Source organism: Hydrogenophaga sp. RAC07 (assembly GCF_001713375.1).
Classification (GTDB): Bacteria; Pseudomonadota; Gammaproteobacteria; order Burkholderiales; family Burkholderiaceae_C; genus Hydrogenophaga.
Map to the genome: position 1 here is coordinate 4,442,793 of NZ_CP016449.1, position 15,882 is coordinate 4,458,674.

The window sequence follows — 15,882 nt, forward strand, 5'->3', positions numbered from 1 at the left end:
GGTGTGGCCCTCAAACCGGCTTGCGCAAGGTGTACTGGACCACGTCGGTGCTGCCCTGCTCGAACGCGGCTTCGCAGTACGCCAGGTAGAACTCCCAGATGCGCAGGAAACGCTGGTCGAAGCCGAGCTGCAGCACGCGTTCCTGCTCGTGCAGGAAACGCTCGCGCCAGATGGCCAGTGTGCGTGCGTAGTCCTGGCCGAATGCGAATTCGTCCACCACTTCCAGACCGGCCTTGGCGGCCTGGGCGCGGAACTCGCGGGGGCACGGCAGGCAGCCGCCGGGGAACACGTACTGCTGGATGAAGTCGGTGCCCTTGATGTAGCGCTCGAAGTGTTCGTCGTCGATCACGATGCTCTGCACGCAGGCCTTGCCACCGGGTTTCAACAGGCGCGACACCGTCTGGAAGTAGGTCGGCCAGTACTCCCGGCCCACGGCTTCGACCATCTCGATCGAGCAGATCGCGTCGAACGGGGCGTCGGAGATGTCGCGGTAGTCCTGCAGGCGCAGGTCGGCCCGGTCGGCGCGGCCGAGGCGCTGCATGCGCTCGTTGGCAAATTCCAGTTGTTCGGTGGACAGCGTGACACCGGTGACGTGCGCGTCGAACTCGGTGGTGGCCTTTTCGGCCAGCGCGCCCCAGCCGCAGCCGATCTCCAGCACGCGGTCACCCGGCTTCACATCGGTCATGCGCAGCGCGCGGCGCACCTTGGCGTGTTGCGCGGCTTCCATGGCCTGGTCGGGGGTTTCGAACCACGCCGACGAGTAGTTCATCGTGTCGTCCAGCCACAGGCCGTAGAACGCGTTGCCCAGGTCGTAGTGGGCGTGGATGTTCTTGCGGCTGTTGGTCTTGCTGTTGCGATTGAGCAGGTGCTTGACGCGGTAGGCGAAACGTCCAAGCCACGAACCGTAGATCACGTCTTCCACTTCGCGTCGGTTGGCCACCATCAGCGAGAGCAGCGCGGGCAGGTTCGATGTGGTCCAGTCGCCGGCAATGTAGGTTTCGGCAAAGCCGATGTCGCCCGACTTGAGCGAGGCAGAGCAGACGTTCCAGTTGTTGAGCTTCATGCTCGCGTGCTGGCCCTCGACCTGGCCGAAGCGCTGCACCGAGCCGTCGGGCAATTGCAGTGTGAGGCTGCCGTGCACCAGGCGCTGGAGCAGTTGCAGTGTGGTGCGGGCGGCGGCGGGGGCGTTGCGCGGCAGCGAAAAACCGGCGGGGCTGGTGGAGGCGGTGGAGCTGTTCATGGGTGGCTGTGTTCGGCGTTCACGGGAGAGGCCGGCAAGGAGGCGGCGGTGACAAAGTCGCCCGGGGCGGGCGGCTGGCGGAAAAAGGGCGCGCGTTTGATCCACAGGCGCACGGCCTGCCAGTGGATGCGGGCCATGACACCGAAGGTCATGGCGGGGTAGGACCACAACGCGCGGCGCAGGCTGCGCGCGTTCAGCGGCTGCAGTTCACCACTCACGCTGGTGTTGAGCAGGGGCTCGCTGTCGGCGTCGCCGCTCAAGTCGTCGAAATAGTCGATGCGCGCCACGGTGCGCGGCGTGGCGCCATCGGCACGCATGAAGACAAAGCGGTAACGCCCGCGCACCGGGCAGAACGGCGACACGTGGAACACCTTGCTCGCTTCGGTCGGCTGGCCGTAGTGCGGCGCGTCGAGCAGGTAGCAGTGGCGCTCGCCGAAGGTGTTGTTCACCTCGGCCAGCACCGCGCGCAGCGTGCCGTCCAGGCGGTGGCAGTACCAGAAGCTCACCGGTTTGAAGGTGTAGCCCAGCACGCGCGGGTAGGTGTGCAGCCACACCTCGCCAGCTGCGTCATCAATGCCGTGTTGGTTCAGCAAGTCGTCGAGCCACTGCAGGCTGTCGGCGCGGCCGTCGCCGTGGTCGGCGTCGTTGAAGCTGAGCGCTGCGCGGCGGTTGCGTGCGAGCTCTCCAGGGCCGTGCAGGCGCAGGCTGCGCATGGGCAGCATCAGGAAATAGGTGGGGTAGGTGAAGGCGTTGCGCTGCGGGCGGTGGCGCGTGTGGCGCACCTGGCCGAAGCCGATCTGTGCGACCGATGGCGAACTCACGCAAACACTCCAGGCAGGGCCGCGCGCTGGGCTTGTTCCCGCTGGGTCGTGGGCACCAGTTGGTGTGCATCGATCAGCGAGCGTGCCGCGTGCAGACCCGACTTCAAGCCGTCTTCGTGGAAGCCGTAGCCGGTCCACGCGCCCGCAAAGTACGTGTTGAGCTTGCCCTGCATGGCGGGCACGCGGGCTTGCGCGCGGATGGCGGCCAGGTCGAACACCGGGTGGTCGTAGGCGTACTCGCCCACCACATGTTTCGCTGCGATCTCGCGCTGCGGGTTGAGCGACACCACCACCGGCTGCGCCACCGGCAGCGGCTGCAAACGGTTGAGCAGGTAGTGCAGGCAGACCTGGGCCGATTCCACGCCTCGGCTCGGCGCGCGCTCGTAGTTCCAGGCGGCCCAGGCGAGTTCGCTCCTGGGCAGCACCGAGCTGTCGGTGTGCAGCACCGCGAGGTTGGGCTGGTAACGGATGGCGCCGAGCACCTCGCGTTCATCCGCCGAAGCCTGACCACCGAGCAGGCGCAAGGCCTGGTCGCTGTGGCAGGCCAGCACGATGGCGTCAAAGCGCTCGACGTGGCCTTCGGTGACCACGCGCACGCCCTGGCCATCGCGCAGCACTTGCTGCACGGGGGTGTTCAGGCGCTTGTCGGCGATGTTGTCGGTGATCTTCTGCACGTACTGGCGCGCGCCGCCTTCCACCGTGTACCACTGCGGGCGGTTGGTCACCTGGATCAGGCCGTGGTTGTGGCAGAAGCGGACCATGGTGGCCACCGGGAAGGCCAGCATCTGGTCGGTCGGGCAGCTCCAGATGCAACCCATCATGGGCAGGAAGTACCAGTCGCGGAATTCGTCGGAGAAGCGTTGCGCCTTGAGAAAGTCACCCAGCGGTTGCAACAGCGGGCTGTTCTCGCGCAGGTCTTCGCCCTGCTCGGCCAGCTTCGTGGTGACGCGGTTGAAGCGCACGATGTCCGCCAGCATGCGCAGGAAGCGCGGGTTGACCAGGTTGCGGCGCTGGGCGAACACGGTGGAGAGGTTGCAGCCGCTCCACTCCAGCGGCCCACCGCCCGGCGCGGCACCCGGTGCCTGCACCGAAAACGACATGTCGGACTTGGCAATGGGCACACCGAGTTGCGCAAACAAGGCCAGCAGGTTGGGGTAGGTGCGTTCGTTGAGCACCAGAAAACCGGTGTCCACACCAAAGGTGGTGGCCACGCCTTGCGCGTTCGGCAAGGTCATGTCGACCGTGTGCGTGTGGCCGCCGAAGTAGTCGCCCGCTTCAAAGAGCGTGATGTCGGCCAGGCCCTGCAGGGCGTGGGCGGCGGCCAGGCCCGAGATGCCGGAGCCGACGATGGCCACGCGTGGTGTGCGGTTGGCGCTGAGGTGCGGGGTGCTGGGGAGGTCCGTGAACATCGTCGGACCTCAGTGGGAGCCAGCGGTGCTGGTCGGGATACAAAAGCCTGCGAAGCGCCCCGAAACGAACAAGGGAGGGAGGGAGGAGGAGGAGAAGCGCCTCGGGATTTCAGCCCGATCACAAGGACCGGACAGGCTTCGCAGTGCAAAAACAAATTCGGGGGCCGGCGTTGAAACCGGCCCGACCACTGAGAGAAAAACACGCTCGAAAAAGTTCCGGACGGGTGCTCGGGGGCTGGGATTCCGGTCGGACAGGGGGGTGTGCATGGGGATCAAAGTGGTCAAAATAGACTAAACGGTTTTATTGTGACTGATCAGTCACGATTTGGTCGACAGAAATCGTTCGATATCCTTCACAAATGAAGGGTTTTTCGGATCGAGGGTGCTCGGGTAGCTGCGCACGGTCTGCCCGTCGCGCCCGATCAGGTACTTGTGGAAGTTCCATTGCGGGGTCTCGCCGGTCTTTTGAGCGAGCTGTTTGTAGAGTGGGTTGGCCTCGCGACCGACCACGCTGGACTTGCTGAACATCGGGAATTTCACGCCGAAGGTGTTTTCGCAAAAGTCGGCAATCGCCTGGTTGTTGCCCGGTTCCTGGCGGCCGAAGTCGTTGGCCGGGAAGCCCAGCACCACCAGGCCTCGCGACTTGTATTGGGCATACAGCGCCTCCAGGCCTTCGTACTGGCCGGTGAAACCGCAGAAGCTGGCGGTGTTGACCACCAGCACCACCTGCCCGCTGTACTGGCACAACGACTGGTGCTTTTCGTCCTGCAAACGATCGAACCGGTGCTGCAGCAGCGCCGGGCAGGCGGCGGTGGCTGCGGTGACCGCGGAACCAGGCGCCTGCGCCTGCACCGCCGGACCCAGCAGCGCGCTGCCGACAACCACGCAGCCGGCGGCCCATCGGGTGAAACCACGGTGATTGCCGTGGACAAGCGCTGACTTCATGACAAGAACTCCATAATCTGGTGAAACATTGGATTATTTGTCCATGACAAGCTCAAGCTCCGAAACCCCTGCCGGGCACACCATCGCCGACGTCGAACGCGACACCGGTCTGTCCAAAGACACGCTGCGGGTGTGGGAGCGGCGCTATGGTTTTCCCATGCCCGCGCGCGACGCCTTGGGCGAGCGGCAGTACGACAACGAACAGCTGATCCGCCTGCGCCACATCCGCCGCCTCATCGACGCAGGCCACCGGCCCGGGGGCGTGGTGGCCTTGCCGCTGGCCGAACTCGTTGCACTGGATACGCAGCGCCCGGGCAAGCGGATTCAAGCGCGCGCGCCCGCCGCCAGCGACGTGGAGTGCCCGGCGCTGGCGCAGTGGCTGCCCATGCTGCGCCGCCAGGACGCCCACGGGTTGCGCCAGGCCCTGGCCCAGGCGCTGATGGAGCGCGGCCTGGCCCGCCTGATCACCGACTGTGTGGCGCCGCTGAACGTGCAGGTCGGCCAGGCCTGGCTGGAAGGACGGCTGGCGGTGTACGAAGAACACCTCTACACCGAGATCGTGCAGTCGGTGCTGCGCCAGGCGCTGGGCCAGCTCACGCAGGCCCGCGCACCCGCGCCGCCGCGCATTTTGCTCACCACGCTGCCGGGTGAGGTGCACGGGCTGGGCCTGCTCATGGCCGAATGTTTCATGGTGATGGAGGGCTGCCACACCATTCCGCTGGGCGTGCAGACGCCGCTGCCCGACATCGTGGCCGCCACGGCCACCAGCGGCGCGGACATCGTGGCGCTGGGCTTCACCGCCGCGCAAAACCCGCGCGAGGTGCGCGCCGCGCTCGACCAGCTGCGCGAGCGTTTGCCAGCGCGGGTTGAAATCTGGGCCGGTGGCCAGTGCCCGGCGCTGCTCAAACCGCAACGCGGCCGCGCCCCCGGTGCGGGCCCGGTGTTCTGGCCCATGGCGCGCCTGCAGGATATTCCGGTGGGCGTGGCCCGCTGGCGTGCCCAAGCCCTGGCATGGGCAAGCGCCACATGAGCGCAGCGCCGGGCCGTTCCCAAGCAAGCTCGCACCGCAGCCCGCAGGGCGAAGGTACCCCATGAGCGGATTCAAAGGCAACAAGGCTGCTCTGCCGCAAAAACCCTGCGCCGCCTGCGGACGACCGATGACCTGGCGCAAGAAGTGGGCGCGCAGCTGGGATCAGGTGAAGTACTGCAGCGAACGTTGCCGCGGCGAATCTCCCAAGAAATCTTCATGAACCGACCGACAACTTTGCCGAGGCCCTTGCGCCGGCTGGTGCTGGTGCTGGGCGACCAGCTCTGGCTGGACAACCCGGCCCTGGCCGGCTTCGACCCTGCGCAAGACGCGGTGCTCATGATCGAAGCGCCCGGCGAAGCCAGCCACGTGTGGAGCCACAATGCCCGCATCGCGTTGTTCCTCTCGGCCATGCGGCACTTCCAGCAGGTGCTGGTGCGCAAGGGCCACCCATTGCGCTACGTGAACCTGGACGACGCCGCACTGGACCAGCCCGCCACCGCTTCGTTGGCCGCGCGGCTGCGACACGTGTTGACCGAACTCCGGCCGCAGGCCTTGTGGCTGTGCGAGGCGGGCGAGTGGCGCTTGCAGCAGGATATTGAAGCCACGGCAGCTGCCGCCGGTGTGCCCATGCGCAGCTTCGACGACACCCACTTTTTCTGCAGCCGCCAGCGCTTCGCGCGCTGGACCCAGGGCCGCAAGGAATGGCGCATGGAGTTCTTCTACCGCGAGATGCGCCGCGAGCACGGCGTGCTCATGGACGGGGGCGAGCCCGTGGGTGGGCAATGGAACTTCGACGCGGACAACCGCAAGAGCTACCCCAAACAAGGCCCGGGGCTGATCACACCACCCGCGCAGTTCGAGCCCGACGCCACCACGCGCGAGGTGATGGCACTCGTGCAGACGCGCTTCGCCGACCACCCGGGTGAACTCAAGAGCTTCGCCTGGCCCGTCACCGCCGAGCAAGCGCGTGAGGCGCTGCGGCATTTTGTCGATCAGCGTCTGGAGATGTTCGGCACCTACCAGGACGCGATGTGGACCAAGACCCCGTTCGGCTGGCATTCTCTGCTGTCGGTGGCGCTGAATCTGCACCTGATCGACCCGCGCGAGGTGGTGGCCGCAGCCGAAGCCGCGCACCGCGACCGGGGTCTGCCGCTGGCCAGTGTGGAAGGCTTCATCCGCCAGGTGCTGGGCTGGCGCGAGTTCATCCGTGGTGTGTACTGGATGGACATGCCCGGCATGAAGACCGCCAACCACTACGGCCACACGCGCCCGCTGCCGGCCTGGTACTGGAACGCGCAGACGCACATGGCCTGCATGAAGGACGCTGTGGGCCAGACGCTGGAACACGGTTATGCGCACCACATCCAGCGCCTCATGCTCACCGGGCAGTTCGCGCTGCTCGCAGAAACCGATCCGCAGCAGGTGGCCGACTGGTACCTCGCGGTCTACGTGGACGCGATCGAATGGGTCGAGCTGCCCAACGTGGCCGGCATGGCGCTCTACGCCGATGGGGGGCGCTTCACCAGCAAACCCTATGTGGCCAGCGGCCAGTACATCGACCGCATGAGCGACCATTGCAAGGGCTGCCGCTACCAGCCGAAGCTGCGTGTGGGTGCTCAGGCTTGCCCGGTGACCACGCTCTACTGGAACTTTCTGGACCGCCACGAGACCGAACTCGCAGCGAGCCCCCGCACCGCGCTGATGGTGAAGAACCTGCAGCGCATGGAGCCAGCCGAACGGCAAGCCGTGCGGGACCAGGCTGTGTTGACCTTGGCCCGCCTCGGCGATTTGTAAGCGCAACCGCGCTCCCCCCGCATAAAATGCGCCCGTACCGAAAGGCCACCATGCTCTACCCCGAACTCTTCAAACAACTCGAATCCGTGCGCTGGGACATGGACAAGGACATTCCTTGGGACCAGTTCGACGCCAGCGCCCTGACCGACGAGCAGGCGCAGACGATCAAGATGAACGCCATCACGGAATGGGCCGCGCTGCCGGCCACCGAGATGTTCCTGCGCGACAACCGCGACGACTCCGACTTCTCGGCCTTCATGTCGATCTGGTTCTTTGAAGAACAGAAACACTCGCTGGTGCTCATGGAGTACCTGCGCCGCTTCCGCCCCGACCTCGTGCCGACCGAAAAGGAACTGCACGACATCCGCTTCGAGTTCGACCCGGCCCCGCCACTGGAAACGTTGATGCTGCATTTCTGCGGCGAAATCCGGTTGAACCACTGGTACCGCCGTGCCAGCGAATGGCACTCGGAGCCGGTCATCAAGAAGATCTACGCCACGCTGAGCCAGGACGAAGCCCGCCACGGCGGCGCCTACCTGCGCTACATGAAGCGCGCCATCGGCAAATTCGGCGACGACGCGCGTGTGGCCTTTGCCAAGGTCGGCGTGCTCATGGCGAGTGCGCGGCGCACCGCGCAAGCCCTGCACCCGACCAACCTGCACGTGAACAAGGACCTGTTCCCCAACGACACCATCCAGAGCCGCCTGCCCGACCCCGAGTGGCTGGAGCACTGGCTGGACAAACAGATCGACTTCGATGCCGTGTGGGAGAACCGCGTGGTCGAGCGCATCCTGCACAACATGAGCCTGCTCATGGAGCAAAGCTTCAAGACCGTGCAGGAGCTCAACCGCTTCCGCAAGTCGCTCACGCCGCCGGCGGTGATTGCGCCGGCCTGAAGTCCACGCGCCCACAAAAAAGCCGCCCCCGTGGCGGTTTTTTTGTGGGCGGTTCAGTCGCCGCGTTTGCCTGCGTTGGCGGGCCAGCCAGCGGTCAAGAGGCCCAGCACAATGCCCCAGGTCACGCCGGCCAGGTGCGCAACCTGCACCACAAAGAGTTCGTGCGTACCGTCCCACACCACGGGCCGCTGCCAGGCCTGCTCCAGCGCCACCTTGGAGAGCACCGCCACTGCCAGCAACACACCCCAGAAGCGCGCACGCTGGATCGGCAGGCGCTCCAGCGCCAGGTGCACCGCAACCACCAGCGCGCCGGCGTGCAGCAGGCCTGAGAGACCGACGACCTGGCGCACATCGGGCCAGAGCAGCAAGGACAGTTGCACCAGCGGCCACGCCAGCAGCCAGGCCAGCGTGCAACGCGCGTCGGGCCGCACGACCCAGCCGATGGTGAGATACGCCGCCAGCACCAGCAGGTTGCCGATCAGGTGCGGGGTGCCGAGGTGCACCCAGGCGCTGGTCCACAGGGTCCAGGGGTGCCGTGTCCAGGTGTCGGCGTGCCAGGTCAGCGCGTCGGCCCAGTGACCGCCTGCCCACCACAGCACCACGCTGACCACACCGTGCACACCGCACAGCGCGAGCCAGCTGAGTGGACGGGTCATGCGGGGCGCGATGCGCCGGTGTGCGGGCCCAGCACGTGCTGCCACAGCGCGCGCACGGCGTCGGCCGAGGCCTGCACCGCCGCGGCGTCCACCTGGGTCGGGGCCTCATCCAGGCGCGCGCGGTGCTGGATCTGGCGCAACTCGCGGTAGGCCTGCGCGGCCGCTTCTCCCATGCCGGGTTCCAGCAGGCCGGCGGCTTCGGCGCGGCGCAGCAGGTTGATGTTGCCGGTGTTGGCGCGCAGCTCGGGGTGGGTGCGCGAATGCAGCAACACCAGGTACTGCATGACGAACTCCACGTCGACCATGCCGCCGGGGCTGTGCTTCACGTCGAACCGGGTGCCGCGCACCGGGTGCGCCTGGCGCACCTTCTCGCGCATGGCCACGATCTCGCGCGCCAGCGAATCGCCATCGCGCAGCGCGGTGATCACGTCTTCGCGCACCTCGTCGAAGCGGCCGGCCAGGGCCACGCTGCCCAGCACAAAACGCGCGCGCGTCATGGCCTGGTGCTCCCAGGTCCAGGCGGTGTTGCTGCCGCGCTGTTGCTGGTAGTTGGTGTAGGCCTGGAAGCTCGTGACCAGCAGGCCCGAGTTGCCGTTGGGTCGCAGCGCGGTGTCGATCTCGAACAGGTCGCCCTCGCCGGTCTTCACCGTGAGCCAGTTGATCATCTTGCGCACAAAGGCGGCGTAGATCTCGCCGGCGTTCTCGTGCTCGTCTTCGTACACGAACACGATGTCCAGGTCGCTGCCGTAGCCCAGTTCCTTGCCGCCGAGCTTGCCGTAACCAATGATGGCGAACGCCGGCTCGTCGCGGTGGCGGTTCTTCAGGCGCGCCCAGCACCAGCGCGCGGTCAGGCGCAGCACCGAGTCGGCCAGGGCCGAGAGGTCGTCGGCCACCTGCTCGACCGTGAGCACCTTTTCCAGGTCGCGCGCGAGCGTGCGGAACACCTCGGCGTGGTGGGCGCGGCGCAGCAGGTTCAGCAGCGCCTCTTCGTCGTCTTCGCCGGTGGAGCGCAGCGCGGCGCGGCGCGATTCGAGCTCCACTTCAAACTGCGCCGCATCGAAGCGGTCGGTGAGCAATTGCTGGCTCGCCAGTTCGTCGATCACGCCCGGGTGCTGCAGCAAATAACGCGCGGGCCATTTGGCCGCACCCAGCAGGCGCAGCAGGCGCTCGTGCACCGAAGGCCGCTCCTGCAGCAGGGCCAGGTAGCTGTCGCGGCGCAGCATGGGCTCGATCCAGTCGGCCATGCGCAGCGCGGCTTCTTCGCTCACGCGGCCTTCTTCCAGCCAGGCGCCGGTGCGCTGCACCAGCCGCACCAGGCGAAAGCGGCTGTCTTCCTTGAGCGCCAGCACACGCGGGTGTTCGCGCCACTGCGCCACCCGGGCCGCAAACGCTTGCGGGAGCTGCGCCAGCACGCTCTGGAGATCGTCGGTGGGGCCGCTTTTGCCGTTGCAGCCTTTGCCATTGCAGCCGCCGTTGGTGGGGCCGCCCAACAGCGTGTCGAACTCCTGCGCCACCAGTTCGCGGTGCGCGTCCAGCGTGTGCAGGAACTCGCAGACGTTGGCGCAACCCATGCTCGCCGCCATCCACGCCAGGTCGTCGTCGCGCGTGGGCATCACATGGGTCTGCTGGTCGTCCAGGTACTGGATGCGGTGCTCGACCCGACGCAGGAAACGGTAGGCCTCGGCCAGCGCGTCGGCCGAAGCCTGCGGCATGAGCCCGGCGCGGCACAGGCGGGGCAAGGCGTCCAGCGTGGGCCGCGTGCGCAGCTCGGGAAACTGACCCCCGCGCACCACCTGCAGCAGCTGCACGGTGAACTCCACCTCGCGGATGCCGCCGCGCGAGAGCTTCACATCGTTGGCGCGGCCGGGGTTGCCGGCGGCGCGCTTGGACGCGTGTTCGCGGATCTGGCGGTGCAGCGTGCGCAGCGCTTCAAACACGCCGTAGTCGAGGTAGCGGCGGAACACAAACGGCAGCACCGAACCACGCAAGGCGTTGGCACCGCCGGCGGCCACACAGGCCGCGGGTGCGATCACGCGGCTCTTGAGCCATGCGAAGCGCTCCCATTCGCGGCCCTGCACCAGGAAATATTCTTCCAGCGCGCCAAGTGACACCGCGCTCGGTCCCGAGTTGCCGTTGGGTCGCAGCGCGAGATCCACCCGGAACACGTTGCCGTGTTCGGTGGTTTCGCCCACCGTGTTGTAGATGTGTTTGACGGCCTTGCCGAAGTACTCGTGGTTGCTGAGGCGGTTGCGGCCCTGCGCGTTGCCGGCGGTCTCACCGTCGTGGTCGTACACGTAGATCAGGTCGATGTCGCTGGACACATTGAGTTCACGCGCACCGAGCTTGCCCATGCCCACCACCCACAGCTGCGCACGCGCGGTCTGGCCCTGGGCGTCGGTGTATTGCGGCGCGCCATACAAGTCGTCGAGTTCAAGGAAGGCGAGTTCGCAGGCCACGTCCAGCGCGATCTCGGCCAGCTCGGTCACAGCGCGTGTGACCGCCTGCAACGGCGCGCCCTCTTCGCAGTCGAGGACCACCAGGCGCTCCAGCACCAGCTGGCGCAGCACGCGCAACGCAGCCGGCATGGGCAGGCCGCGCTGAGCCAGGGTGGCCAGGCAGGCCAGCATGCTGGTGCGCACCGGCTCGCCGGGCGGCAGGCAGGCGAGTTCGTCGGGGTAACGCCGGCGAACTCGCTGCACAAAACGGGAATGATCGGCGCGGCGATCGGCCAGCGTCAGCTCGGGCAAGGCGTTCACATTTGATGACAAAGGGGCAAGGTCCGTGGTGGAAACCGTGAGATGACTGGCCGGCATAATTTGCGTTGGACATGAACCCTCAACAACCCGCCTCTGCAGCCCCCTCTGCGCCACATGCAACCGCCTCGAGGTCCCTCAAGACATTTGCCGTGGCCAGTCGCCTGTTGTTGTGGCTGTTGCTGGCGGTCTGGGGGCTCTTTGCACTGACCTGGGCCGGCTTGAATGGCGCGATTGTGCCCCGAATCGGCGAATGGCGTCCTGAGCTGGAAAGGTGGGCGACCCAGGCGGTCGGAGTACCGGTTCGCATTGGAGAAATCCGTGCCGAATCGGGTAAGAGCGGCGCGAGTTTCCTGCCCACCCTCATGCCTTCCTTCGAACTGCGCGATGTGCAGCTGATCGATGCGCAAGGCCGCGTGGCGCTGCAGTTGCCGCTGGTGCGCACCGCCATTTCAGTGCAGTCGCTGTGGCGCGGGGGCTTCGAGCAAGTGGTGATCGAAGCGCCGGTGCTCGACGTGCGCCGCACCGCGCAGGGCCGCATCGAAGTGGCCGGACTCGACATGTCCGGCCCCAGCCACGACAGCGCGGCGGCCGACTGGTTTTTTGCGCAGCGCGAGTTCGTGATCCGCCGCGGCACCGTGCGCTGGACCGACGACCAGCGTCGCCAGCCCACGCTGGCCCTGAGCGAACTCGACTTTGTGAGCCGCAACACCGCGCGCACGCACCACTGGCGCATCGACGCCACGCCACCGACCGAGTGGGGCGATCGTTTGAGCCTGCGCGGCCAGCTGCGTGAGCCGCTGATTTCGCTGGCCCAGCGCCAACGCGGTGAGCCGGTCTGGCACGACTGGACGGGTGAGGTGTTTGCCGACTTCACCCGGGTCGACGTGACCCGCCTGCGGGCCTATGTGGACCTGTCCGACCGCGGCGTGGAGGTGCGCACCGGCGAGGGCGCGTTGCGCGCCTGGGCGCAGGTGGAACGCGGGCAGGTGGCCGGTGTGACGGCCGACCTGGCGCTGCAGAACGTCGAAGCCCAACTCGGTCCGCAACTGCCGGCGATGGCGCTGGAGGATGTGCAGGGCCGGCTGGCCGTGCAGTGGAACGCCGAGGGGTTTGGTGTGACCACGGAGGACCTGCGCTTTCGCACCCGCGAAGGCGACACCTGGCCGGGTGGCCGGCTGGTGCTCAAACACGTGGTGCGCAGCGCGATGCAGACGCCCAGTGTCGAGCTGAGCGCCGAACAGCTCGACCTCGCGGCTCTGGCGGACATCGCCGAACGGGTGCCGTTGCCCGAAGCCGTGCGCACCTGGCTGCAGCGGCTGCAGCCCGCGGGCCGCATGGACGGCTTCACCGCGCGCTGGCAAGGCCCTGCCGCCGCCGCGGGCGACCCGGTGGATGGCGCCATCGACTGGACGCAGGGCAGCTACCAGGCGCGTGGCCGCGTGCAAGCCCTCGCGCTGGCGGGCGAACCCAGCGGAAAGATGTCCTTGAGTGGCCGCTTCCCCTTGCCGGGCAGGCCCGGAATCACCGGCGCCACGGTCGACTTTGACCTGGACCAGAACGGCGGACGCGCCCGCATCACCGTGGCCGACGGTTCGATCGAGTTGCCCGACATCTTTGAAGAAGCACGCATCCCGCTGCAGCGGCTGGCGGCCGACGCGTCGTGGCGCCTGCAGGGCGAGCGCATCGAAGCGCAACTGGACAACCTGAGCATGGCCAACGCCGACGCCGAGGGCACGGCCCAGGTGAAGTGGCACACCAGCGATCCGGCCACCAGCCCGTCGAAGTCGCGCTTCCCCGGCGTGATCGACCTCACCGCGCAGCTGACACGTGCCGACGGCACCCGGGTGCACCGCTACCTGCCGCTCACCGTCAATGCCGAAGCGCGGCGCTACGTGCGCGAAGCCGTGCTGGCGGGCAGTGCCAGCCCGGTGGACTTCCGCATCCAGGGCGACATGGACCGCCTGCCCTTCAAGAGCGCAGACGCGCCGAGCGAATTCCGCATCTCGGCCCAACTCAGCGGGGTCGACTTCGATTATTTGCCGGTCGGCTTCCAGCCGACCGACGCCGCGCCCTGGCCGGGCTTGCGGGGCTTTTCGGGCCAGCTGGTGCTGGACCATCTGAAGCTGAACATCGCCGCCGGGACATCGGGTGTGGTGGGTGCCACCGGTGTGCGCCTGAGCGAAGGCGCGGTGGCGCTGGACGATCTGGTGACCGACACCACGTTGACGGTGAGAACACGGGCGAGGGGCCCGGCCAGGGCCATGCTGGGATATGTGCAGACCTCGCCGCTCAAGACCCTGACCGGCGATGCGCTGGCGCAGACCACCATCGGTGGCGATGTCGACCTGGGCGTGACGCTCAAGCTGCCCCTGTCCGACCTGGATGCCTTCACCGTGGCGGGCACGGTGGCGTTCGACGGCAACGACCTGAAGATCCACCCGGCCGCGCCGCTGCTGGCGCGCACGCGCGGCACGCTGGCCTTCACCGAGCAGGGCTTTGTGGTGCTGGGGGGCAACGCGAGCGTGTTCGGCGGCGACATGAGGTTTGAAGGCGGCCTGCGGCCCAATCCGCAAGGCGTGGCGCGCCTGCAGTTCCGCGGCCAGGGCGTGGCCAGCGCCGAGGGCCTGCGCGACGGTGGCCTGGGCGCGGTCTCCAGCCTGTTCCAGAACGCGTCGGGATCGGCTGCCTACACCGCGCAGCTGGGTTTTCGCGGCGGGGAGCCCGAGCTGCAGGTGGCGAGCAGCCTGCAGGGCATGGCGCTGAACCTGCCCGCGCCGCTGGGCAAAACGGCCGAGGCCAGCCTGCCGCTGCGCCTGGACACGGCGGTGCTCGGCGTCAACGGCGACGTGGCCAGCACCGACCGGGTGGCGCTGGAGCTGGGATCGGCGCTGGCGCCTCTGGTGTCGCTGCGCTACGAGCGCGACATCACCGGTGAGGTGCCGCGCGTGTTGCGCGGCAGTGTGGCGGTGGGGCTGGAGGGCGGCGACGCCGCGCCCATGCCCGCATCGGGCGTGGTGGGCAACCTGCGCCTCGATCAGCTGGACCTCGATGCGTGGTCCCAGCTGGCCAGCCGCTCCGGTGTGCGTGTGCCCACGGCCGCCACGCTGAGCAGCATCGACCAGGACGCCGAACTCGCCTACCTGCCCACCACGCTGGCGCTGCGCACCAACCGGCTCACGCTGGAAGGCCGCAGCTTCAACCGGGTGGTGGTGGGCGGTTCGCGCGAGGGCACGCATTGGCGCGCCAACGTGACGGCCGACGAACTCAACGGTTATGTGGAAGTGCGCCAGGCCGGTCCCAACACGGCGGGCAGTGTGTTCGCCCGGCTCGCGCGGCTGAAGCTGGAGCCTGCCGTGGCCACCGAGGTGGAACAGCTCCTGAGCCAGCCCACCAGCGTGCCCGCGCTCGACATCGCCGTGGAAGACCTGGAGTTCGGCGGGCGGCGCCTGGGTCGGGTGGAGGTGGAAGCCGTCAACCGGGGCGGCCCCACGCGTGCCGGCGAATGGCGGCTGACCAAACTCAAACTCACCGTGCCCGAAGCGCGCTTCAGTGCCACCGGCAACTGGGCGCCCATGACCGGCGTCTCCAACGGACAGCCGGGCGAACAGCGCCGCACCGCCTTGAGTTTTCGCCTCGACGTGGACGACTCCGGCGCCCTGCTCACGCGCTTGAACCGCCCGGGGCTGGTGCGCGGCGGCAAGGGCCGCATCGAAGGCAGCGTGGGCTGGATCGGCTCGCCCCTGGCGCCCGACTACCCCACGCTCTCGGGCCAGTTGCAGGCCGATTTCGAGCGCGGTCAGTTCCTCAAGGTCGAGCCCGGTGCCGGCCGCCTGCTCGGCGTGCTCAGCCTGCAGGCCTTGCCGCGGCGCCTGGTGCTGGACTTCCGCGACGTGTTCTCCGACGGTTTCGCGTTCGACTTCGTGCGCGGTGATGCGCGCATCGAACAAGGCGTGCTGTTCACCAACAACTTGCAGATGAAGGGCGTGAACGCCGCGGTGCTGATGGAAGGCACGGCCGATCTCGCGCGCGAGCAGCAGGACCTGAAGGTGGTGGTGGTGCCCGAGATCAACGCCGGCACGGCCTCGCTGATCGCCACCGCCATCAACCCGGCCATCGGCCTGGGCAGTTTCCTCGCGCAGTTCCTGCTGCGCCAGCCGCTGCAAAGCGCCGGCACGCAGGAGTTCAAGGTCACGGGCAGCTGGGCCGATCCGCAGGTGGCCAAGGTCGACCGCACGCCGCCCACCCCGCCCTCCCGCGCCCCCGCCGGCGCACTGCAGTAAGCTGACCGACCCGCGCGCCGCGGCCCACCGAAAGACGACCATGACCTTGCCTCAC

11 protein-coding genes are annotated in these 15,882 nt (G+C 67.7%); 5 read left to right on the forward strand and 6 right to left on the reverse strand.

Translation table 11 applies throughout. From position 1 onward, the window contains the following. Nucleotides 1-10: 10 nt before the first annotated feature. The 4 genes from BSY239_RS20770 to BSY239_RS20785 all read right to left on the reverse strand — a co-directional run bounded on the left by BSY239_RS20770 (nucleotide 11) and on the right by BSY239_RS20785 (nucleotide 4,415). Nucleotides 11-1,240 carry an SAM-dependent methyltransferase gene (locus BSY239_RS20770; protein ID WP_069048484.1) on the reverse strand — a complete coding sequence of 410 codons (1,230 nt, stop codon included), beginning with the start codon at nucleotides 1,238-1,240 and terminating at the stop codon, nucleotides 11-13. Continuing rightward, on the reverse strand, nucleotides 1,237-2,061 hold the full coding sequence (locus BSY239_RS20775) for a DUF1365 domain-containing protein (RefSeq protein ID WP_069048485.1): 825 nt from the start codon (nucleotides 2,059-2,061) through the stop codon (nucleotides 1,237-1,239). Before BSY239_RS20775 ends, BSY239_RS20770 begins: the two co-directional genes overlap by 4 nt. Further along, a complete protein-coding gene (locus BSY239_RS20780; RefSeq protein ID WP_069048486.1) occupies nucleotides 2,058-3,470 on the reverse strand; it encodes an NAD(P)/FAD-dependent oxidoreductase in 1,413 nt (470 codons plus the stop codon). The genes BSY239_RS20775 and BSY239_RS20780 overlap by 4 nt, the downstream gene beginning before the upstream one ends. Nucleotides 3,471-3,788: 318 nt before the next feature. After that, nucleotides 3,789-4,415: a glutathione peroxidase gene (locus BSY239_RS20785; RefSeq protein ID WP_083240099.1), complete on the reverse strand. Its 627-nt coding sequence runs from the start codon at nucleotides 4,413-4,415 to the stop codon at nucleotides 3,789-3,791. Nucleotides 4,416-4,458: 43 nt separating this feature from the next. Between BSY239_RS20785 and BSY239_RS20790 the strand changes: the two genes are divergently transcribed. The 4 genes from BSY239_RS20790 to BSY239_RS20800 all read left to right on the forward strand — a co-directional run bounded on the left by BSY239_RS20790 (nucleotide 4,459) and on the right by BSY239_RS20800 (nucleotide 8,135). Beyond that, a complete protein-coding gene (locus tag BSY239_RS20790) occupies nucleotides 4,459-5,445 on the forward strand; it encodes a MerR family transcriptional regulator (protein ID WP_069048487.1) in 987 nt (328 codons plus the stop codon). Between the two features lie 61 nt (nucleotides 5,446-5,506). Next, nucleotides 5,507-5,665, forward strand: a complete 159-nt coding sequence (locus BSY239_RS22255) for a DUF2256 domain-containing protein (protein ID WP_083240100.1) — start codon at nucleotides 5,507-5,509, stop codon at nucleotides 5,663-5,665. Beyond that, nucleotides 5,662-7,239, forward strand: coding sequence for a cryptochrome/photolyase family protein (locus tag BSY239_RS20795; RefSeq protein ID WP_069048488.1), 1,578 nt, complete (start codon nucleotides 5,662-5,664; stop codon nucleotides 7,237-7,239). The genes BSY239_RS22255 and BSY239_RS20795 overlap by 4 nt, the downstream gene beginning before the upstream one ends. Before the next feature lie 50 nt (nucleotides 7,240-7,289). After that, the gene (locus tag BSY239_RS20800; protein WP_069049132.1) at nucleotides 7,290-8,135 is read left to right on the forward strand and encodes a ferritin; all 846 of its coding nucleotides are present in this window, start codon (nucleotides 7,290-7,292) and stop codon (nucleotides 8,133-8,135) included. 53 nt (nucleotides 8,136-8,188) lie between these two features. Here BSY239_RS20800 and BSY239_RS20805 read toward each other — a convergent pair whose 3' ends face one another. Continuing rightward, complete coding sequence (locus tag BSY239_RS20805) at nucleotides 8,189-8,791, reverse strand: rhomboid family intramembrane serine protease (RefSeq protein WP_069048489.1); 603 nt, start codon at nucleotides 8,789-8,791, stop codon at nucleotides 8,189-8,191. Further along, nucleotides 8,788-11,604: a bifunctional [glutamate--ammonia ligase]-adenylyl-L-tyrosine phosphorylase/[glutamate--ammonia-ligase] adenylyltransferase gene (glnE, locus tag BSY239_RS20810; protein ID WP_083240101.1), complete on the reverse strand. Its 2,817-nt coding sequence runs from the start codon at nucleotides 11,602-11,604 to the stop codon at nucleotides 8,788-8,790. Before glnE ends, BSY239_RS20805 begins: the two co-directional genes overlap by 4 nt. A gap of 14 nt (nucleotides 11,605-11,618) precedes the next feature. Between glnE and BSY239_RS20815 the strand changes: the two genes are divergently transcribed. Then, nucleotides 11,619-15,827, forward strand: a complete 4,209-nt coding sequence (locus BSY239_RS20815) for a YhdP family protein (protein ID WP_069049133.1) — start codon at nucleotides 11,619-11,621, stop codon at nucleotides 15,825-15,827. Nucleotides 15,828-15,882 lie beyond the last annotated feature (55 nt).